Source organism: Noviherbaspirillum aerium, from assembly GCF_008929045.1.
Lineage (GTDB): Bacteria > Pseudomonadota > Gammaproteobacteria > Burkholderiales > Burkholderiaceae_D > Noviherbaspirillum > Noviherbaspirillum aerium.
Map to the genome: position 1 here is coordinate 98,319 of NZ_VFAH01000016.1, position 20,950 is coordinate 119,268.

The following is a 20,950-nucleotide window of genomic DNA, read 5'->3' on the forward strand; positions in this document are numbered from 1 at the left end:
ATGGCGCGCACCGGCAGCGTTCGCATAGCTGCCTGACAAGCCTGTCGCAGTGAATTCCAACCGCCCGACCGAGCCATCGGCAGCAACGCCGAATCGCCGCGTATTTCCCAGTCGTCACCGTCTGCCCGCCTGAAAAAAGGATGACCAGCCGATCAGCGCAGGTGTTTCATGCTGGCCGCCGTCATCTCCGGAAAGCATGCGGCCCGGTCACCTTGCCGATGAGAGCGATGCAATCGCAATGAGATTGCGCGCAACGGTCATGCTGAAGCGCGATGCCGAGCCGAGCACAAGACATTTCGTTCTTGATCTTGATCAGCAGTCCCAATGAGGCCGGCGCAACCGTCCCGAATAGCGGCCGGTCGAAACGTGACGGGATGATGCGCGTTCACTTGCCCGACCATGCCTCGCGAAAACCCTCTACTGCGCGGCATCCCGGATGACGTTTTGGTTGGGCGCCATTGGAGCAGAAGAAAATGAAGTTTCAAGCTTTGAAGACGCTCGGCGCCTGTGCCCTCGCGGCCATGCTCGCGGCATGCGGCGGTGGCGCGGACATGGACATGGCAGGTTCGGGCACAAAACTCGCGCCGACCGTTTGGACGTCGGACGGCCGGGGCACCAATTCCTGTTCCTACGATCCACGTTGCTCGAATAATCCCTATGCACCCTTCAATGTGCATAGCGGTACCTATGCCAACGTCGGCTTCCCGGCTGATGGCGCAACCATTTCCGGCATGGTCCGGCTCCAGGTATCTGGCCTTGCGCTGGAAAATGTCGAGCTCGTCCCGGCCTCCGGCTATGTCCCGCGTTACGGCGTGTTCCAATTGTCCAATGACAAGACCCATGCCTGGCTGGACCTTGACACGACCAAGCTCCCCAACGGCCCGATTGCCGTGCGCGCCGCCGCGTTCAATAAGCCGGCAGGTCAGCCCGATGCCGTCGAACTGACCGCGATGTCGCCGCGCACCTGGATGGTCAGCAACACGAATCCGCCAGTGCAGGCATTGTCGGTGACGGCAGCCTCGGCGCCGGGCGATGGCGCCGTCGTGGCCGGCACGATACGGCTTGAATTGCGCGGTACCGGCATTGCCAATGCCGAGTTGCTGCCCGGCGTCGGCTATACGCCGCGTCTCGGCCAGTTCAATGTGTCGGCCGATCGTACCTATGCATGGCTCGACCTGGACACCCGCACCATCCCTGACGGCGTGCGGGATATCCGGGTAAGCGTCTTCAACGTGACGCAGGGACAGGCCGGCGCGCAGGAAGTGGTGGCGATTTCGCCGCGGCGCTGGGACTTCCGCAACGGCGTCGGCGCGGATTTCCACGGCTCCGTGACTGTGGCGCCGCTGCATGGATCGACCCTCTCTGGCATTGTCGTCCTCGAGGTTCGCGGCGCCGGGCTGCGCAATATCGAATTGCTGCCGGCGCAGGGCTATACCCCGATCCTCGGCACCTTCTCGGTATGGTCGCCGCAATACGCCATTGGCTATTACAACTTCGATACCCGCAACCTGCCGAACGGACCGATCGATCTGCGCATCAGCGCATTCAGCGTCGCGCCGGGGCAGCCCGGGGCGCGCGAGATCATTGCCATGCCGACCAGGCAGTGGATCATCCGCAACTGATTGCGTGCGGGAGTCCTATCCCGAAAGCCGCCCCAGGGGCGGCTTTTTTGCGGGCGCTGCCGGCCAGTGGCGGCACGGACCGCACCGCCGCTTGGCAGGCACAACCCAAAGCCTTGCATTAAAGATCATTTCATCGAGCATCATGACTACGCGATCCCGCCAGCCGCGCCCATCGTAACGCACGAGCCGGGAACGTGCGTGTGGTACAGTACCTGCAGCAAAACCCTCGATTCAGGACATCATGACCGCACGTATCGGACTCGTCGTCTTTCCCGGATTTCAGGTGCTTGACCTGGCGGTGCTGACCGTTTTCGAAGCGGCAAACCTGATCCATCAGCCCGCGCATTATGAAGTTGCCGTGATATCGCATTCGGGCGGCATGGTAAGGAGTTCGTCGGGCATCGACGTGGCGACCCGGGCGATGTGCGAGGGGCAGTGCGACACCCTGGTCATTGCCGGCGCCACCATCCTCGAAGATCCCGAGCCGGCCCTGATCGAGTCGCTTCGCAAAGCGTCGCCGGCGACGCGCCGCATCGCCAGCACCTGCACCGGCGCCTTCATCCTTGCCGAAGCCGGCCTGCTCGACGAGCGCCGCGCCACCACCCATTGGGCTCTGGCAAGGGAACTGCAATCGCGTTATCCCAGGATCAAGGTCGACGAAGACAAGATCTTCATCAAGGATGGGCCGGTATGGACTTCCGCCGGCATGACGGCCTGCCTGGACCTCGCTGTCGCCCTGGTGGAAGCCGATCTGGGCATTGAACTCGCGAAGGCGGTGGCACGCAAGCTGGTGATTTATCATCGCCGCTCCGGCGGGCAGTCGCAGTTTTCCGCATTGTCGGAACTGGAGCCGAATTCCGATCGCGTCCGCGAGGCGCTGAGATTTGCGAGAGAGCATCTGCATGAAAGCCTGAGCGTGGAGCAGCTTGCCGAGCATGTGCACTGGAGTCCACGGCATTTCAGCCGCATGTTCCAGGCACAGACCGGCATGGCCCCGGCCAAGGCGATTGAAAAGCTGCGCCTCGAAACGGCGCGGGCGATGATCGAGGACGGGCATTCCTCGATCGCGAAAATCGCCGCCATCACCGGATTCGGCGATGAAGAACGCATGCGGCGCGCCTTCATCAGGACTCTCGGCCAGCCGCCCAAGTCCTTTGTCCACCAGGCCCGCGCCAAGCAGGACAACGTTTATCTGAATTGAGCTTCCGGCATGCCCGGAGCAGCGGCGTTGCGGAGTTGCGCATTTGCTCATCGCGGCGGGAGCAAAATCGCCTTGCCAGGAGGAACTGTCCGGTCGCATCGGCGGTCATAAGCGTTTCTTTCAAAACCGGCCATGCGTGCGGCCGATCCGGAAATTCGCTTTATGAAAAAACAGAAGAAGTCCAGCGGTGGAAAAAACCGCCGTCAGCAGGGAAACGGGCAGGCGGATCGAATGGGGCAGGCGCCTCGCAAGACCGAACAGAAAACAGCGCGGGCAGGTTCCGGACAGGCGGGAGACCAGCAAGGAACAAGATCCCAGCAAAAGGAAACGTCAACGCAGCACCCACAGGCACGCCGCAAGCCCCAGAGAGGCGTTGACGACAAGCGCCAGCTCTGGGACCGCAAGCAGGCCGAATTGGCCGCCCGCCGGGCCGCTGCAGAGTCGCGGCGCATCGAAGAGGACAATGCACGCAGGCGCAAAGCCAAGATCGTGTTCGGCGCAACAGGCATGACGACGGCGCTCCTGGCCTGCACTCTTGCCTGGTATTTCGTCTGACGGACGCTGCCAGTCGCATCCCTGCCCCGCCCCTTTGTCTCTTGAACTGAAAATCGATTTCAGACGCTTGGGCTCTGCACTGCACTGCACTGCAAAACACAACATGCATTCCGCTCGAGGCGCACATGCAGACACATGCAGACACGTGCGGACAATGCGTCTTGTTTATTCAAAGCATATAAGTTGCATTTGAAATGCATCTTATGTAGGATGGAAAAGAATTCGGTGAAATACCTGCGTTAAAGCTTCACCGTCATTGAACACCGATTAAATATAGAGCTGACAGGCCGCCTCGCAGAGAGCGAGCCATCCGGGTTTTGCGTTAATAAATCAAGGGAGGAATCACCATGAACATCGACAAGCTGAGAGACCAGCATGTGGAAATACTCGGTGCAGTGTCTCAGATGCGCAAGCTGGTCAGGAGCGGCATTGCCGAGAATGCCGAAACGATTTCCCGGCTGGTGATCTCGATCAGCGGGATCATCAAGCTGCACCTGGCGCGCGAGGACTCCCATCTCTATCCGGCGCTGGCGTCGGGCGGGCAGCAGCTTGCCGCACTCGGCTCGCGCTATCAGCATGAGATGGGTGGTATCGCCGGCGCCTATATGGACTTCTCCCGCAAGTGGAATACCGCGAGAGAAATTCATTCCGACCCGGAAGGATTTCGCGCCGAAGCCAATATCGTGTTCAAGGCATTGCATCAGCGCATACAGCAGGAGAACATCGAACTGTATCCCGCGATCGCGCTGCTCGCATAGATTGGAGCCCCGGCGGATGCATGGAGGAATCGGCCGACAGCGCGCTGCAGGGCAAGGCGGAAGGAACGCCGCATGGCGTGCCACCGATGTCATTGCAGTTGATCGACAAGCCCCGGCAATATCTGTTCGGCCTGTGCATCCACCTTCAATGACAGCATATGATCGGCACGCGTCCTGCCAAGATTGATTGCCGCGATCGGCATGCCCGCTTCCGCCGCCATTCTGCAAAGCCGAAAGCTTGACAGGACCATCAGCGACGAGCCGATGATCAGCATGCCGTCGGCTTCCCGCAAACGGGCTTCGGCCTGCTCCGCGCAAGTACGGGGAACGCCGTCGCCGAAGAACACGACGTCGGGCATCAGCATGCCGCCGCAACGCATGCATGCGGGCACGGTGAAATTCTCCAGACAATGCGGTTCCAGGTGCGCATCGCCATCGGGCGCCGCCACCGCCGTGGCTTCCGACATGTAGGGGTTGAGCGCTTCGAGCGCGGTCTGGATGGCAGCGCGCTCGAAGCGCGCATCGCATGCGAGGCAGCGTACCCGATGAATGCTGCCATGCAGCTCGACCACATCGCGGCTGCCCGCGCGCTGGTGCAGGCCATCCACATTCTGGGTGACGAGGCCGGCCAGTCGGCCGGCGGCTTCCAGCCGCGCGATGCTGCCGTGCCCCGCATTCGGCTGCGCCTTCGATAACACCGGCCAGCCTATCATGCTGCGCGCCCAGTAGCGCCGGCGCATCGCATCGTAGTTGCGGAACTCGGGGCCCTGTATCGGTGCCCGTCCTCTACGCACGCCGTCCCTGTCGCGATAATCGGGAATGCCGGAAGCCGTGCTCATGCCTGCTCCGGTCAGGATGTAGAGGCGGTCATGGCGTTGCAGGAACAGGCTGAGTTCTTCGAGAGGACAGATCGTTTGCGGCATCGGCATTGAAATCCGGAAAGAATAACGAGGGCCCTGCAACATGCGTGTTCTCCGCATGCTGCCGTGCGGCGCTCAATGCACAAGAGTAGCCGAATTCACCGAGGCGTGAAAATTTCTTGCCTGCTAGCTGGCGATATCATCGAGAAACCGATGCATCACATAAGCGTCGACATACCCGAGCGATGGATGCCTGAAAGCCTTCGGCAGGGTACCGGCAATTTGAAAACCGAGGCCTTGCCACAGGCGGACCGCGCGTTCATTGGTGCTGACGACGAAATTGAACTGCATTGCCAGAAATCCTGCCGCCTTCGCCTCGCGCAGGCAATGTTCGCCCATCGCCCTGCCCGCGCCCTTGCCCGCTGCGGCCGGATCGACCATGAAAGACGCATTGGCGACATGCGCTCCCCGATCACGCTGGTTGGCGACGAGCTTGTACATGCCGATGATCTTGCCGCCGTCTTCGGCGACATAGGATTTGATGTCCTTGCCGAACCAGTAATCGAATGCTGTCTGGCGGCTGGCGTCGGCGGCAAACACATAGGTGCTTCCTTCCGACACGACAGCATGAAAGATGGCCCACATTGAAGTGAAGTCGGATTCCATGGCTTTGCGGATCTGCATGCTGTTTCTATTCCAGAACTGTCATTGATGATGGTTGCGAGATGTCTTCGCCAAACTTCAGCAAGTTGCCATGCAGGTCGATGACATGGCATTCCTTCATGCCCCAGGGCTGTGCCACCGGCGGCGGCATCTGCACGCCGTTGCGCGAGAATTCTTCATACAGCTTCTGCGCATCGGCCACGCGCACATAGCAGGAAGTATGTTCCGCAATGCGTCTCTCCTTGCATGCCCAGAAATGAATTTCGCAACCGTCGCGCCGCACGATCGCATAGTCATCGTGGCGAGCCGCAGTGGCGAAGCCCAGGCGCTCGGCATAGAACGCGATGGTGGCGTCGAGATCGAGCGATGCCAATACCGGTATGGTGCTTTGGATTAACTGCGTCATGATGCGGCTTTCTCGCATTGCTGTATGCTCGCACGCCGAAAATACGGGCATGGAAAGAACCTCGAAGGGATTGCTGGCGTGCATTAAAACACATGGCAGGAATTTGCGCTCGGTACTCGGCGGCAAACGTTGCGGCAAGCCAAGTCCATAAGCAGCCCGGTAATGGATTTCGCAAATTAATACAAAGCTTTTATCGCGGGCAATGTTATTCGGCCGTGATGTTGTTTGCGGACCGAATACATGCATTTTTTTGGCCAATTTACATGCAGGGGCTTTTCATCCGCATAGTCCGCCCCTATCATAGGCACATCCCGATTACATCCAGCAGCGCCTTCAGCGCTTGAGCTTCCAAGCCCTTGCGCCACTGCATCTTTGCACCCCTGCACCTTTGCGCCGCTGCACTTACCGAGCTTGCATCCAGTGAAAAAAATCCACTCCGTCCTGCTTTCCGGTTTGCTTTGCGTAGCGGCCGCTCCCGTGTTCAGCCAAACTCTCGCAAGTGCTCCCGCCACCCTCGCGGCTGTCGATGCCAAATGGGCATCCAGCTTCGCGGCCTTCGATGAGGCCGACAAGCTGCAGGCCCCGGCTCCGGGAGGAGTCCTGTTTGTCGGCAGTTCATCGATTCGCATGTGGGATGGATTGGAAACGCAGTTTGAAGCCCTGCCTGTGGTCGTCAAGCGCGGCTTCGGCGGGTCGCGCATGGAAGACTGCAAGACTTACCTGAGCCGCCTGGTGGTGCCTTACAAGCCGCGCATGGTGCTGGTCTATGCCGGCGACAACGATCTTGCCGAAGGCCGCACGCCGCAGCAGGTGCTCGACAGTTTCAAGTCTTTCGTCAAGGGCGTCCGCCAGGAATTGCCTGATACGCGCATTGCCTATATTTCCATCAAGCCAAGTCCCTCGCGCGCCGCCTTGCTTCCAAGCATTCGCGAAGCCAATTCGCTGATCAAGGATTACGTCGACAATACCGACAATGCCGATTACATCGATATCTTTTCACCGATGCTCAGCACGGCCGGCACTCCGCGCGAGGAACTGTTCCGCGAAGATGCGCTGCATCTCAACGCTACCGGCTATGCACTGTGGCGCACAGTGATCTCCGCCCATCTGCCCGCGCATTTACGCTAAAGGATTGGGCTTGGGCTTCGGCACTTTCGGCGCATCCGTTTCGGGACGGCGCTTCGGATTGCTTTCCTTGTCGATCATCAAGGTGATCACCGCGGTGACATAAAGCAGCGCCAGTCCGACGGCCATCAGCATCACGTCGGTCATGAGGCTGCGCTCGGGCGTACTCTGCCCATAGATGGAGAGCGCCAGCAGCACCAGCACGAGGTGGACACAAAACACCGGCAGGGATGCGGCGCCAAGTGTTTCCAGCACACCGATGCGCGGTATGCGCGCCTTCAGCCATTCGCTGAAATGCATGAGCAGAATGACCATGGCGAAGAAGTTGATCAGCCGGAATGGGCCGAGATGCCATTTGTCGAACAGATGATTGATCACGCTCTCGCCGTGGATCGGCACCTGTCCCGCAACATAGCGCCAAACCAGCATGACGGCCGCATAGATCAGGCAGAACGCCACCAAGGCTTTCGGGAAAGGCTTGCGGTTCTTCAATTCCCCCTTGGCCGTCAGCGCGCCCATCCACAGGCCGAGCACCCAGAGGAATTGCCATGCATAGGTTTCGAAGGAGCCGGTTTCGCGGTATGGCACCTGGAAGTCCGTGAGGATGACGAAAAGATCGTAGAGCGTCTCGGAAATTTTTGTCTGCGCCATGATCCACAGCGCGATGCTGATGGCAAAAATACCCTGCCAGCCGCGGCGCAGTCCGACCTCCAGTATCAGGGGACTGAGCAGCATGAACATGATGTACAGCGGCAGGATGTCAAGCAGCGGCGGGTTGTAGATCAGCAGCAGCCCGCCCCAGAGTCCGGCCAGCGGCTGGCTCAGGTAGAAACCGAGCAGGTCGGTCAGCGCATGCTGGTCCCGCAAGATGCCGACCGCCGCAATTACCGTAAACAGGAACAGCAGCAAGGCGGCGTGGCATGCATAAATTTTGAGCGCCCGCGCGATGAACGCGTTGCGCATCGAGGGAATGCCGTCACGCAAGCCCTTGCCGGTATAGATCATGCCCGCCATGAAGGCCGATAGCATGACAAAACCTTCCGCCGCTGAAACGAAGCCGAACGGCTGGCTCAGCATGCTGGAAAATCGTGTCGGCAGGTGTGTGACGAACATCAGGATCAACATCAGGCCTCGGAGCATGTCGAGGTCCCAGCGGCGATTCATCCGGCTCTCCTTCGTGATACTGCAAGCGTGTTCTGGGCAATGGAAATAACGTCCCTGCTTGCTGTTCACGAGCAGGAGTATTTCGATGCTGACAACGAAAGGCCACTCTTTGTTGCCCGATGTTGATCTTGCTTTGCTTAATGTCATGTGGCTGACATACGAGTCGCAAATGACGTGCCGGCAGGGGCACGAATTAAGAAATGCCGTGTCGGGATGCATGATGCCGACATGGCATTTCGATTGAATTGTGGCAAGGCTGCTTGCTAAAAGGGCGAGCGGAGTGGTACGCATCAGGTTTGATTACAAACTGGTGGACTGAACAACTGCGCAAGTCACTTTGAAACCATCAACCATGATTTTTCATGCGCCTTCAGACAAGCCCAGGTTCGTCATACCGTAGTGCCAGGCCGTTGTCGTCCAGACTCTATTGACGATGCCGGAAAAGTAGCGCACAGGTCTGCGTGTGTGGGGACGCCGGCGTTTTCCTTGCCATGGCCAGGGGACACCGCGCCTGCCATGTCGCATGACCATGCCTTCGCCCACGGACAGATCTTCCCGGTCCCGCCGAGCCCGGTCAGGATGAATGCGCTCCGAAAATAAAAACGCCCCGTACAAGGTACGGGGCGTTTTTTGTTGCACGCTTTATCTGCTGCGGCGCGGCTGCCTGCCATGCCACTTGCGTGACAGGGCAAACTCGATCAGGCCGCTACCGCGACTGCGTCCTCAACCGGCGCCGAACTGCGGATCAGGTGATCGAAGGCGCTCAGTGCCGCCTTGGAACCCTCACCCATCGCGATCACGATCTGCTTGTACGGCACCGTGGTCACGTCGCCGGCTGCGAACACGCCCGGCACCGAAGTCTGGCCGCGCGCATCGACTTCGATTTCGCCGCGGCTGCTCAGCGCGACCGTGCCCTTGAGCCAGTCGGTGTTCGGCAGCAGGCCGATCTGCACGAAGATGCCCTCGAGCTCGACCTTCTGCTCTTCGCCGCTGTTGCGGTCCTTGTAGCGCAGGCCGTTGACCTTGGCGCTGTCGCCGGTCACTTCGGTGGTCTGCGCATTCAGGATGACCTTGACGTTGGGCAGGCTGTGCAGCTTGCGCTGCAGCACCGCGTCGGCGCGCAGCTTGCTGTCGAATTCCAGCAGCGTCACATGGGCGACGATGCCGGCCAGGTCGATTGCCGCTTCCACACCCGAGTTGCCACCGCCGATGACCGCCACGCGCTTGCCCTTGAACAGCGGGCCGTCGCAGTGCGGGCAGTAAGCCACGCCCTTGTTCCGGTATTCCTTCTCGCCGGGCACGTTCATTTCACGCCAGCGCGCGCCGGTCGCCAGCACCACGCTCCTGGCCTTCAGGCTTGCGCCGCTGGCCAGCTTGATTTCGATGATGTCGCCAGGCACCAGCGCCGCAGCGCGCTGCAGGTTCATCACGTCGACGTCATAGGTCTTGACGTGCTGCTCCAGTGCCGCAGCCAGCTTCGGTCCTTCGGTTTCCTTCACCGAGATGAAGTTTTCGATGCCCATGGTGTCCAGCACCTGGCCGCCGAAACGCTCGGCGACCACGCCGGTGCGAATGCCCTTGCGCGCCGAGTAGATCGCGGCCGATGCGCCGGCAGGGCCGCCGCCGACCACCAGCAGGTCGAACACGTCCTTCTGGCCGATCTTGGCGGCTTCGCGTTCGGCGGCGCCGGTGTCGAGCTTGGCCAGGATTTCTTCCAGGCCCATGCGGCCCTGGCCGAAGGTTTCGCCATTGAGGAAGACAGTCGGCACCGCCATGATCTGGCGGGCATTGACTTCATCCTGGAACAGCGCGCCGTCGATCATCACGTGGCGGATCTTCGGGTTGATCACCGCCATCAGGTTCAGCGACTGCACGACTTCCGGGCAGTTCTGGCAAGACAGCGAGATATAGGTTTCGAACAGGTATTCGCCGTCGAGATTGCGGATCTGCTCCAGCACGTCGGCGTCGGCCTTCGGCGGATGGCCGCCAACCTGCAGCAGCGCCAGCACCAGCGAGGTGAATTCATGGCCCATCGGGATGCCGGCGAAACGGATGCCCATGTCGCTGCCGGTGCGGTTGAGCGCGAACGAGGGTGCACGCTCGCCGTCGCCGCGGCGCTCGGTCAGCGTGATGCGGGGCGACAGTTCCGCTATCTCCTTGAGCAGCTCCTGCATTTCGCGCGACTTGTCGCTGTCGTCCAGCGACGCGGTGATGTCGATCGGCTGCGTGACTTTTTCGAGATATGCCTTCAGTTGATTTTTCAGATTGGTGTCCAGCATCTTGGCCTCTCAGGGTGTTTGTACTTTGTATGTACGTTACGTAGGTACTTTGTGAGTACGTAGATTTTTTCGGGTGCAGTCCCACCGCCGGATCAGCCTGGGGCTTTCCGGATCAATCAGGCTGATCGGGGAGTGGTACTGCCGCGGGGCGCGGTGCTCTGCGCCCCGGAAGAAGCTGCGCCGGTTCGACGCAGCCGGTGACAATTTAGATCTTGCCGACGAGGTCGAGCGACGGTGCCAGCGTTTCTGCGCCCGGTGTCCACTTGGCGGGGCAGACTTCGCCCGGGTGGGATGCAACGTACTGGGCTGCCTGAACCTTGCGCAGCAGTTCCTTGGCGTCGCGGCCGATGCCGTTGTCATGGATTTCGCACAGCTTGATCTGGCCTTCCGGATTGATGACGAAAGTGCCGCGCAGTGCCAGGCCTTCTTCCTCGATCATGACGTCGAAGTTGCGGGTGATGGCGCCGGTCGGGTCGCCGATCAGCGGATAGCGGATCTTGGCGATGGTTTCCGAAGTGTCGTGCCATGCCTTGTGGGTGAAGTGGGTGTCGGTGGACACGCCGTAAACTTCCACGCCCAGGGACTTGAAGGTGTCATAGTTGTCGGCCAGGTCGCCGAGTTCGGTCGGGCAGACGAAAGTGAAGTCGGCCGGATAGAACACCACCACGGACCATTTGCCCTTCAGATCTGCATCGGAAACCGGTACGAACTTGCCATTGTGGTAAGCAGTCGCGTTGAACGGTTTGACTTGTGTATTGATCAGAGACATGGTTTTTCTCTCTTGGTTGAAGAAGTTAAGGTAGCTGTATGATAGCCGGAATCAATCACGGCGTGAAATTAATAGTCTGAATCAGACTGATAGGCAAGCTATATTGCCAAATTGGCTCGCCATGGTACCACTTGCCTAATCGGGCCGCCGGCAGCCATGCCTGGCCGCGGTGTGCATTTAGTCCATGTTTGGCGGAGCGAATTCCCTGCCCGACGATGGCTTTTTCAACACTTGGCCGGACATTGCCTTTCGGATGTTGCAACCGGTTCGTTCAGAACAATATGGAGGCAACACGTGCCGCTGCAAGATCCCAGGCCGCCTGCCCCACGGTCTTGAACACCGGCACGCTCCCTTCTGTCGCGTCCTTGCGTTCCAGATTGCCGGCAATAGGCGTTACCCGATTCCAGTCAATGCCTGCCTGCAGCAGGTCGCCCGCCTCGTGCCGCGCGCCGTCGATGTCATCGACGACGATGCGGCGCCGGTGCAGCAGCTCCGGCGGGAATTCGGCCATGTCGGGCTTGAACGCGCCGACGCCGACCGCCAGCACATCCGGCGGCAGATCGGCCGGAATCACCGGGCTGCGGGAGGTGGTCAGGGCAATCACCAGGCCGGCTTGCTCGGCCGCCGGCAACACTGCGGCCATGTCGATCGGCAACGCGCTGATGCCGGGCAGTCGGCCGCTCAGGCGCTTGCAGAATTCCGACGTACGCTCCTGGTTGCGCCCGGCTACCCGGAAATCCCGGATGCCGAAGTAATCGGACAAGGCTTCAATATGCGCCTCGGCCTGGATGCCGCTGCCGATGATGACGGCCGACGCCGGTTTGCGCGGCGCCAGCGTCTCGATTCCAAGCAATGTCACGGCGGCGGTACGGCGGGCGGTAACGGTGGGGCCATGCAGCAAGGCGCGCCTGAGGCCGGTCGCGGTATCGAACACGATCACCTCGCCCTGTATTGCCGGCAGTCCATGCGCGCCGTTGCGGGCATGAACGGTGATCAGCTTGGTCACGCCGAGATCGCTGCCAATGGCAGGCATGCTGAGCAGCACGCTGTCGCCGTCGATCGGCACCACCTGCCGCTCCGGCGCGCGGATCAGGCCGGCGGCCAGCTCGCGGGCGGCGCGGGCGACGGCGGGAACAAGTTGCGCATAAGGCAAGGCCTGCGCGGTCCGGGTTGCATCGAATATCTTCATGGTGTCTACCGTATCTATCGCAGGAAAAAACCGGCGGGAAAAGGATCATCTTCTTCGAGCACCCACTGGTTGATGCCCATGATGTGTGCCGACCCCGACACTTCGGTATGCAACGCATCGAGCTCGCCGACTTTCAGCGTATCCACGACGCGCACCGTGAAGCTGCTGCCGACGATGCTGCCGTTGACATAGGGCTGGTTCAGCGCCAGCCTGCCGCGCAGGAACAGCTGGGCGGCGCGTCCCGAGGTGCCGGTGCCGGTCGGCGAGCGGTCGACTTCGCGGTCGGCGAAGATGCAGACATTCGACTGGTCGACGCCCGCGCGGTTGGGTTCGCCATCGATGATGGTGCCGTAAAGTTCATTCAGGCCCGGGTTGAGCGGATGGACGATGTCGACGGCGGCCTTGACCGCCGCCTTGCTTTCCGCGCCGAGCTGGATCAGTGAACGCACCTGCTCGGGCACGATGCGCAATCCGGTCTGCGCGGCATTGATGTAGTAATAGAAAGCGCCGCCGAACACGATGTCGCCAGTCAGCCTGCCGAAGGATGGCGTGTCCACTTCGACATCGCGCCGATAGATGAAGGAAGGCACGTTCCTGAAGGTGACCTTGCCGGCGCGCCTGCCGTCCCATTCCACGAAGGCTTCGATGAAGCCGGCCGGCGCATCGAAGCCGATGCGGGTCAGCGGCGCCTGCCTTTCCACATAGCCCATCTCGACCAGCACCTTGCCGAGCGCGATGATGCCGTGCCCGCACATGTCGCTGTAGCCTTCGTTGTGAATGAAGATCACGCCGAAGTCTGCCCCCGCGCTGACCGGCGGCAGCAGGTAGGCGCCGTACATGTCGGCGTGCCCGCGCGGCTCGTTCATCAGGAACTGGCGCAGGTCGTCGCGCTGCGCCTTGAGCCAGGCGCGCTTTTCGAGAATGGTAGTGCCGGGCACCGGCGGCATCGGCGTGGTCAGGATGCGCAGCGGCTCTCCGCCGGTGTGCGCGTCGATGGTCTGGATGGTCTTGGTAAAGCTCAGCATCGGATTGTTTGGTCTTCCATGACGAACGATTTGAAGTGAATCTGGATCCACCCGCCACGCTGGCGTGGATGGTGAAAGCACGAGCCAGCCGCCGATCGTCCTGCAGGCCAGCTGGCAAGGGAGCTTGATCATAACGCAAGCCGCAGCAACGGACAGCGGACCGCATTTTCATTCTTGCAAGATTTAACCGGGGAACCAGGAAGGAACGGGTTTTGCTCCACAAGCGGATACGGACGATACGCTTTCCAATGATCCATGGCGCGTATCTGCCGCTGCGACACCATCAGGTAGAGAGACAAGGATGATTCGCACCCGCAATCGGCCGAAGACCGTAATCAGCGAGCACAATTCGACGGTTTCAACGGCAATGTGCGGTGTATGATCTATTTCGCATGCGTATTAATGAGAAACGTCTGCATCCGGCAGCGGATTGTGTAACAGCAAGACTGCTCCAAATTGGCACAGCGTCACAATTTGGAACAACGGGTAAGCAGACACCAGCGCATGCGATCCTGCGAAGGAGACAACGGTGGAATACAAAAATGCGGAAATGCCGATGGCGGCCGGCGATATCGTTGCGCACCCCGGACACGGTGCGCGACCGGCGCGTCGCGTCGGGGGCACAGCAGCGGGAATTGGCATGCTTCCTGCTGAAGACCACGGCATCATGGTAGAAAAATCACACGAGCGTTCCGCTGCGTACGGACTAAGCACGGTAGACAAGCCCGACTTCAATCCACTGAACAAATCCGATCTGTCGGTCGTGATCGAGCAGAACCAGGCATTGCATACCTATGCGCTGCCGGTCATGGAAACGCTGTACGAGCAGATCGTCAATACCCATAACATGGTGATCCTGACCGATGCGCAGGGCGTCATCATGCACACGCTGGGCGACGACGACTTTCTGGAAAAGGCCAACCGCGTCGCGCTGACGCCGGGCGTGGCCTGGTCGGAACAGCGGCGCGGCACCAATGCGATCGGCACCGCGATCGCCGAAGGCGTGCCGACGCTGGTCAATGCCGATGAACATTACCTGCGCGCCAATCACATCCTCACCTGTTCGGCCGCGCCCATCTTCGATCCGCGCGGCGCCGTGATCGGCGTGCTCGATGTCACCGGCGACTGCAATACCTTTCATCGCCACACGATGGCGCTGGTGCGCATGTCCGCGCAGATGATCGAGAACCAGCTGTTCGCCGCCGCCTACCAGGACGGCATCACGCTGCATTTCCACAGCCGTCCGGAATTCATCGGCACGCTGATGGAGGGCATCGCTTCCTTCACGCCGGGAGGCCGCTTCATTTCCGCCAACCGCAGCGCCATGTTCCAGCTTGGCCTGTCGCCGCAGGCGCTTAGCGTGCATACGCTCAATTCCCTGTTCGGCCTCGGCGTCTCGGCGCTGTTCGACCATTACCGGACCGCCGCGCCCGGCCTGCTCAACATGTGCCTGCCGAGCGGCGTGCGCGTCTATGCGCGCGCATCGGTCAGACTGAGCAACAGCATGATCCACGGCGCCGATCATGTTCCTTCCATGCCGCCCGCAGGAGCGGTTCCTGCCGATAGGAACGCGCCGGCGGGACAGCAGACCGCGATCGACGGCGATGCATCGCACAGGCTCTCCAGCCTGCGTTATCTCAACACCGGCGATCCGCAGGTCGCCGCCATCATCACCAAGCTCAACAAGGTGAACGGACGGGACATACCCATCCTGATCACCGGCGAGACAGGCACCGGCAAGGAGCTGCTGGCGCAGGCGGTGCACAATGATTCGCCGCGTGCGCACGGGCCTTTCGTCGCGGTCAACTGCGCATCGATTCCCGAGACCCTGATCGAATCCGAACTGTTCGGCTACGAAGACGGCGCCTTCACCGGCGCGCGCAAGAAGGGCAGCACCGGCCGCATCCTGCAGGCCAACGGCGGCACGCTGTTCCTCGACGAGATCGGCGACATGCCATTGAACCTGCAGGCAAGGCTGCTGCGGGTGCTGCAGGAACGCATGGTGACGCCGCTGGGCAGCGCCAAGTCGATCCCGGTCAATGTCTCGCTGATCTGCGCGACCCACCGCAACTTGCGCGAAATGATTGCCAGGGGCGAATTCCGCGAAGACCTCTACTACCGGCTCAACGGCCTGGTGGTCAAGCTGCCGCCGCTGCGCGAGCGCACCGATTTCGAAATCGTGGTCAACAAGCTGCTCGCGGCCGAAGGCAACGGACAGCGTTTTTCAGTGGCGCCGGAGGTGATGCAGCTGTTCAAGCAGCACAACTGGCCGGGCAACTTCCGCCAGCTGACCAATCTGCTGCGCACCGCCATGGTAATGACCGCCGACGACGGCGAGATCCGCGCGGAGCACCTGCCCGACGATTTCCTCGACGATGTGCAAAGCATGCAAAAGGAAGGCAACGTGCAGCCGGCCATCGCTGCCACCGCCGGTCCGGCGCCGGGTCATGCAACGCTGGAGGACGTGGAACTGTCGGTGATCCAGAAGGCATTGCAGGCGCACGGCGGGAATGTTTCCGCGACCGCGCGGGCATTGGGAATTTCGCGCAATACGATTTATCGGAAGATCTGTTGAGGGAGGCGGGACTGGCTTGATGCTCGTTGGAGCAATCCAACCCATCCTCCTCACCTTTCTCCTTAAAGCAGAGAAGTTTCTTCTATGCTTGAGACCGCGTCCACGTCGCCGCTTGCAGGCGGCTCCGACTCCGCAGGCGCAACGCTTGCGTTGCGAAACCCCTGCTGCGTCCACCTCGCCGCTCGTAGGCGGTTCTGACTTCGCAGCCGCAACGCAGGCATTGCGAAACCCCTGCTGCGTTCACCCTTACTTCAACGACATGCGCTGCAGGATCGTCCTGCCCGACGTGGCCAGGTGATACGCCACCGCCAGCAGATGCAGCACGATCAGCGCGCAGAGCAGCCACGCCACCACCGAATGCGCCTGCCGGAAGAAGGACTGCAGCACAGGGCTTTCCCATCCCAGTCGGGGCAGCGCATAGCCGAAGAACTTCACCGGATATTTGCCGAAACTCGATCCCGCAAAACCAAACAGCGGCATCAGCAGCATGCAGAGGTAGAGCAATCGATGCGAGATGCGCGACGCCTTTTCCTGCATGGCCGAACGATGCAGCGCCCTCGATGGCGGCGGCGGATTGCGCCAGCGCCAGGCGAGGCGCACCGTGATCAGCATCAGTGCAATCAACCCGAAAGACTTGTGCAGGTTATAGAAATAGGCCACTTCCGGCGTGCGCTTGGGCAGCTCCACCATGTACAGGCCGACGGCGAACTGGCCGATGAGCAGTACCGCCATCAGCCAGTGCAGGACGGCCGCAGGCCGCGTATAACGCTCGCAAGGCTCGCCTGGAGCAACGGCGGAGGGAGCGCTGCATGCCGCATCCATCGGTTCGCTTATTGAATGACTACGCCCCATGGCAGCTCTCCCACGCTGATTTCCCTGGTCACCTGGCGGCTGGCGGTGTCGATCACCGACACCGAGCCCGAACGGCCATTGGCCACGTACAGCTTCCTGCCATCCGGCGTGATGGCCATGTTCCAGGGGCGCTTGCCGACGGGGATGGTGGCGCTGATCTTGTTTTCCGCGACATCGATGACACTGACCGTGCCGTCCCTGCCGTTGGATATGTAGACGGTCTTGCCGTCGGGGTGCACGGTCACGCCATTGGAGAAATTGCCGGCCGGGATGCGCGCCAGTACCTTCTGCGTGGCGGTGTCGATCGCATACACGGTGTTGGCGATTTCCGCCGCCACGTAGGCGCGGCTGCCGTCAGGCAGGAAACCGATGCCGCGCGGCCGGTCGCCGACCTTGATCGCATTCACCTGCGCGCGCTTTTCCACATCGACGATGTCGACCATGTCGGCATCCTCGGCGCTTACGTACAGCCACTTGCCGTCAGGGCTGAAATGCGCATGCTCGGGATTCTTGCCCTTGGTGGCCACGCTGAATACCGCCTTGCGGGTTTCCGGCGAGACGAAATTGATGCTGTTGCTGACCTCGCTCGCCACCACCACCCAGTCGCCCTTGGGCGAGATGCCGACGCCTTCCGGCGATTCCTGCAGCTTGATGCGTTCAGCCACTTCCCGCTTTTCGAGATTGATGACGATGAGCGAATTGCTGCTCTGATCGCTGACATACAAGACCTTGCCGCCGTTGCCGATCGCCAGGCCGCGCGGCTTGCCGCCGGTCTTGATGGTGCCGACCACGGCATCGGTCGCCGCATCGATCACCGATACCGTGCCCGACTTTTCGTTTGGCACATAGGCGAACGGCGCAGCCAGCGCCAGCCCGGCATCCATCATTGGTGCAAGAACCGCGACCGCGAGTGTCAGGGTTCCTCTTGCAAGCAGCTTCATGGTCTCTCTCCTCGTATTTTTAGTGGATGGCCGGCGATATGCTCCAAGCGTCAGAGCGAAGCCCACAGGCCGACAAAGAAGCGCCGTCCGGGCGCCGGCTCGAAAAAGCGCCGGTTGCCGTCATTGACGATGACCGAACCGGCATAGTCGCGGTCGAACACATTGTCTATGCGGCCGAACAATGTCCAGGTCGTTGCCCCGGCACGGAAATCCTGTGCCGCGCGCAGATTGAAGACCGCATAGCCGGGCGCCGTATCGCTGTTGATGTCGTCGACATGGGTCTTGCCCTCGGCCCGCATTTCCAGCGCGGTGCTCAGCCCCTGCAGCGGCCGATATTCGACCTGGGCGAACAGGCTGTGCATCGGCGCGCCCGGCAGCCGGTTGCCGGCGGCGACCGTGCCGCCTCCGCTGGTGAAGCTCTGCTTGAAGCGCGCATCGAGCAGCGTGTATGCAAGCTGCGTGCCGAAGCGGCCCATGTCATTGCGCCAGCTCGCTTCGATGCCGCGCCGCTCGACGCTGTCGATGTTCTGGAAAATCGAGCGGCCGTTCTCGGTGGTGCGCGGCACGATTTCATCCCGGCTGCGCGCGGTGAAGACCGCCAGGTCCACGCTCTGCCCGCCGGAGCGCCATTTCATGCCGACCTCTCCCTGCCGGCTCTTCGACGGCTGCAGCGAAAGATTGGGGCCGGTGGCGCCGGCGCGATAGGCGGACTCGGCCAATGTCGGCGTCTCGAAGCCGCGGCCGATATTGCCGTAGAAGTTCAGCTTGTCATTCGCATACCAGACCAGGCCGAGCACCGGACTGGTGTTGCGGTATTCGACGCTGCCGCTGTCATTGGGGCTGGCGGCGGTGACATAGCGGTCATCCACCGACAGCCGCACGCGGCTGGAGCGCAGGCCGGCGGTGGCCTTCCACTGCTCGGCGAAGGTCCAGTCCACCTGGCCGAAGACATCGACATTGTTGGCATTGTCGAGTTCGTCGCGGCGCAATGCGCCGGGCGTGCCGTTGTTGTTGACGAAGCCGCGCCGGGTCTGGTCGAGGTCGTCGGCTTCGATGCCGACCGTCCAGTTGAGCGGCATGCCGCCGGCCTGGGTCGCATGTGTCCAGCTGATGCCGGCGCCGCGGTAGTGGTTGTCGAGGTCCACCACGCCGCCCGAGGAGTTGGCGGCGGCGCCGGAGAACGACAGCGTCTGGAACACTTCGCGGGTGCCGGCGTACAGGCGGGCATTGAGGGTGTTGCTGCGGTCGAACTTGTGCTCGACCAGCAAGCCGGCCTGCTGCTGCTCGATGGTCTTGCGGGTGTCGAAGCTCAGCGCGACCGGCGCGACCTGGCGCGGGTTCTGCTCGAACTGCGCGCGCGTCAGGCCGAGCGGGTCCTGCGCCAGCGGCTGGTCGAAGATGTTGACGATGCCGGTCACCTTGGTGGATGACGAGGGCCGCCACAGCACCTTGGCATTGACCTGGGTGCGTTCGGCGGCGCTGTGGTCGCGGTAGCCATCCGTTTCATAGCGCGAGACATCGATCAGGCCGCCGAGCGATTCGCCGCCGCCGGCCAGTGTGAATCCGAGCTGGCGCTGGCCGTCGCTGCCGGCGCCGACGGAAGCGCTGGCGTAGGGTTTCTGCGGCGCCAGCGGCGGCTCGGCGGTGAACACCTGCACCACGCCGCCGGCGGCATTGCCGTAAAGCTGGGCGACCGGGCCGCGCAGGATCTCGATGCGGCGCGCCGAGGTCAGGGTGGCAGTAGCTGCCTGGCCCTGGCCGTCGGGCATGGTGGCGGGGATGCCGTCGATGAGAATGCGCACGCCGCGCACGCCGAAAGTCGAGCGGGTGCCGAAACCGCGCACCGACAGCTGCAGGTCCTGCGCATAGTTTTGCCGTTCGCGGATCTGGATGCCCGGCACCGTGCCGAGCAGTTCGGAGAGATTGACCAGCGGAGAAGCGGCGCGCAGCGGATCGACCTGCACCGCGTCGATGGATGCTGCGGCGTCGAAGCGCTTCTGCTCGCTGCGGCTGGCGGAGACCACGACTTCGCCGAGTTGCTGTTCCTGCTGCCCCTGCTGTCCCTGATTGAGCTGCTGGGCCGCGGCTTCGGTTGCGGCGATGAGGAGCAGCACACCGGCCGATATCGCCGTCAGCATGCGCTTGTTAGGATTGGATGTGTCCATGATGTCTCGTGATTTCGAAGTTGTAGTTATCGTGACCGCCGCTGACTTCCTGTCAGCAAGTTGCATGCCACTGGAAATGTGCAGAGGTGATTTTATTGAGTGTGAGAGATGTGCGGGGTGACAGCGAATGCTTTCCATAGTGAGCAAGACAGGGAATGCTACACGAACACCGCTCTGTTTCATTTAGGGACACCGCTGTGGCAATCTGGCGCAGGTTCTGCGCCGAGCTGATGGCATTCGCGGCGCCGGACCTTGGCTGCCGCTGCACGGGAACAGCGAGCCGGAATTCAAGCAGGCTTCCCTATCGCAATATTTTGAATATATACATCAGACATAGGTCCCAGGCTTAAGGAACGCCGCTGCATTCAATAATAAAGCGACAAGCCGGATTCAGCATGCCCGCCGAGTGCGAAGCATCATGGCGATAGCGGCATCCTGTACCAAAGACGATGAGCAGCCATTCCTTAAGAGATTTTGTTCAAGGCCTGTATCGCAACATACTCCTTCATGAAGGAATAAGTGAAGGGATTGCCTGTGGAGCGAACTGGCCGGCAGGGCTTGAGTTCGATTGACATGACAAGGATCTTCATCGCCTCATCCGAAGCCTGATCCGACATCATTCCATGCAGGGAGACCCCGTCTAAAGACATCCATCGATCTCATCGGGCATGTGTTGACAGGGAATTGGCATAAGCGGCACCCGGGCGGCACGGCTTTGCGCCATGTGCCGGATATAGGAAGCACAACAGGCTCGCACAAGCCCCGCGCGAAAGCAGTGCGCGAAAGCAGTGCGCGCAAACA

The 20,950-nt window shown here is 61.3% G+C and carries 17 protein-coding genes; 6 read left to right on the forward strand and 11 right to left on the reverse strand.

Features of this window, described 5'->3' with window-relative positions; genetic code table 11:
• The first annotated feature begins 473 nt into the window (after window positions 1-473).
• The 4 genes from FH061_RS20640 (at window position 474) to FH061_RS20655 (ending at window position 4,136) form a co-directional block, all read left to right on the forward strand.
• Window positions 474-1,622, forward strand: a complete 1,149-nt coding sequence (locus tag FH061_RS20640; RefSeq protein ID WP_151637720.1) for a hypothetical protein — start codon at window positions 474-476, stop codon at window positions 1,620-1,622.
• 241 nt (window positions 1,623-1,863) lie between these two features.
• Entirely contained in the window at window positions 1,864-2,823 is a 960-nt protein-coding gene (locus FH061_RS20645; protein WP_151637721.1) for a GlxA family transcriptional regulator, read from the forward strand.
• A 162-nt stretch (window positions 2,824-2,985) separates the two neighbouring features.
• A complete protein-coding gene (locus FH061_RS20650) occupies window positions 2,986-3,378 on the forward strand; it encodes a hypothetical protein (protein ID WP_151637722.1) in 393 nt (130 codons plus the stop codon).
• Between the two features lie 347 nt (window positions 3,379-3,725).
• Window positions 3,726-4,136: a hemerythrin domain-containing protein gene (locus FH061_RS20655; RefSeq protein ID WP_151637723.1), complete on the forward strand. Its 411-nt coding sequence runs from the start codon at window positions 3,726-3,728 to the stop codon at window positions 4,134-4,136.
• Between the two features lie 89 nt (window positions 4,137-4,225).
• On the opposite strand, the gene FH061_RS20660 is transcribed toward FH061_RS20655, so the two are convergent.
• The 3 genes from FH061_RS20660 to FH061_RS20670 form a co-directional block, all read right to left on the reverse strand.
• Complete coding sequence (locus tag FH061_RS20660) at window positions 4,226-5,065, reverse strand: NAD-dependent protein deacetylase (protein WP_151637724.1); 840 nt, start codon at window positions 5,063-5,065, stop codon at window positions 4,226-4,228.
• Window positions 5,066-5,182: 117 nt separating this feature from the next.
• Window positions 5,183-5,680, reverse strand: coding sequence for a GNAT family N-acetyltransferase (locus FH061_RS20665; protein ID WP_151637725.1), 498 nt, complete (start codon window positions 5,678-5,680; stop codon window positions 5,183-5,185).
• A 7-nt stretch (window positions 5,681-5,687) separates the two neighbouring features.
• Complete coding sequence (locus FH061_RS20670) at window positions 5,688-6,065, reverse strand: bleomycin resistance protein (protein WP_151637726.1); 378 nt, start codon at window positions 6,063-6,065, stop codon at window positions 5,688-5,690.
• A 477-nt stretch (window positions 6,066-6,542) separates the two neighbouring features.
• Here FH061_RS20670 and FH061_RS20675 point away from each other — a divergent pair, with 477 nt between their 5' ends.
• On the forward strand, window positions 6,543-7,193 hold the full coding sequence (locus FH061_RS20675; protein WP_225984768.1) for an SGNH/GDSL hydrolase family protein: 651 nt from the start codon (window positions 6,543-6,545) through the stop codon (window positions 7,191-7,193).
• On the opposite strand, the gene opgC is transcribed toward FH061_RS20675, so the two are convergent.
• From opgC to lhpH, 5 genes are all read right to left on the reverse strand, one after another.
• Window positions 7,185-8,354: an OpgC domain-containing protein gene (gene opgC, locus FH061_RS20680; protein WP_151637727.1), complete on the reverse strand. Its 1,170-nt coding sequence runs from the start codon at window positions 8,352-8,354 to the stop codon at window positions 7,185-7,187. The genes FH061_RS20675 and opgC overlap by 9 nt on opposite strands.
• A gap of 698 nt (window positions 8,355-9,052) precedes the next feature.
• Window positions 9,053-10,633: an alkyl hydroperoxide reductase subunit F gene (gene ahpF, locus FH061_RS20685; RefSeq protein ID WP_151637728.1), complete on the reverse strand. Its 1,581-nt coding sequence runs from the start codon at window positions 10,631-10,633 to the stop codon at window positions 9,053-9,055.
• A gap of 205 nt (window positions 10,634-10,838) precedes the next feature.
• Window positions 10,839-11,402, reverse strand: a complete 564-nt coding sequence (gene ahpC, locus FH061_RS20690; protein WP_151637729.1) for an alkyl hydroperoxide reductase subunit C — start codon at window positions 11,400-11,402, stop codon at window positions 10,839-10,841.
• A 271-nt stretch (window positions 11,403-11,673) separates the two neighbouring features.
• Window positions 11,674-12,591: a delta(1)-pyrroline-2-carboxylate reductase family protein gene (locus FH061_RS20695; RefSeq protein ID WP_151637730.1), complete on the reverse strand. Its 918-nt coding sequence runs from the start codon at window positions 12,589-12,591 to the stop codon at window positions 11,674-11,676.
• Between the two features lie 14 nt (window positions 12,592-12,605).
• Window positions 12,606-13,616: a trans-3-hydroxy-L-proline dehydratase gene (gene lhpH / locus FH061_RS20700; protein ID WP_151637731.1), complete on the reverse strand. Its 1,011-nt coding sequence runs from the start codon at window positions 13,614-13,616 to the stop codon at window positions 12,606-12,608.
• Between the two features lie 640 nt (window positions 13,617-14,256).
• Between lhpH and FH061_RS20705 the strand changes: the two genes are divergently transcribed.
• Window positions 14,257-16,191 (forward strand): sigma-54-dependent Fis family transcriptional regulator, encoded by a 1,935-nt coding sequence (locus FH061_RS20705; RefSeq protein ID WP_225984773.1) that lies wholly within the window; start codon window positions 14,257-14,259, stop codon window positions 16,189-16,191.
• Between the two features lie 246 nt (window positions 16,192-16,437).
• On the opposite strand, the gene FH061_RS20710 is transcribed toward FH061_RS20705, so the two are convergent.
• The 3 genes from FH061_RS20710 to FH061_RS20720 are packed head-to-tail and all read right to left on the reverse strand — an operon-like array spanning window position 16,438 to window position 20,149.
• Window positions 16,438-17,043, reverse strand: coding sequence for a cytochrome b (locus FH061_RS20710; RefSeq protein WP_151637732.1), 606 nt, complete (start codon window positions 17,041-17,043; stop codon window positions 16,438-16,440).
• Window positions 17,022-17,984 (reverse strand): beta-propeller fold lactonase family protein, encoded by a 963-nt coding sequence (locus tag FH061_RS20715; RefSeq protein WP_225984769.1) that lies wholly within the window; start codon window positions 17,982-17,984, stop codon window positions 17,022-17,024. The genes FH061_RS20710 and FH061_RS20715 overlap by 22 nt, the downstream gene beginning before the upstream one ends.
• A gap of 50 nt (window positions 17,985-18,034) precedes the next feature.
• A complete protein-coding gene (locus FH061_RS20720; RefSeq protein WP_225984770.1) occupies window positions 18,035-20,149 on the reverse strand; it encodes a TonB-dependent receptor family protein in 2,115 nt (704 codons plus the stop codon).
• Window positions 20,150-20,950: the final 801 nt, after the last annotated feature.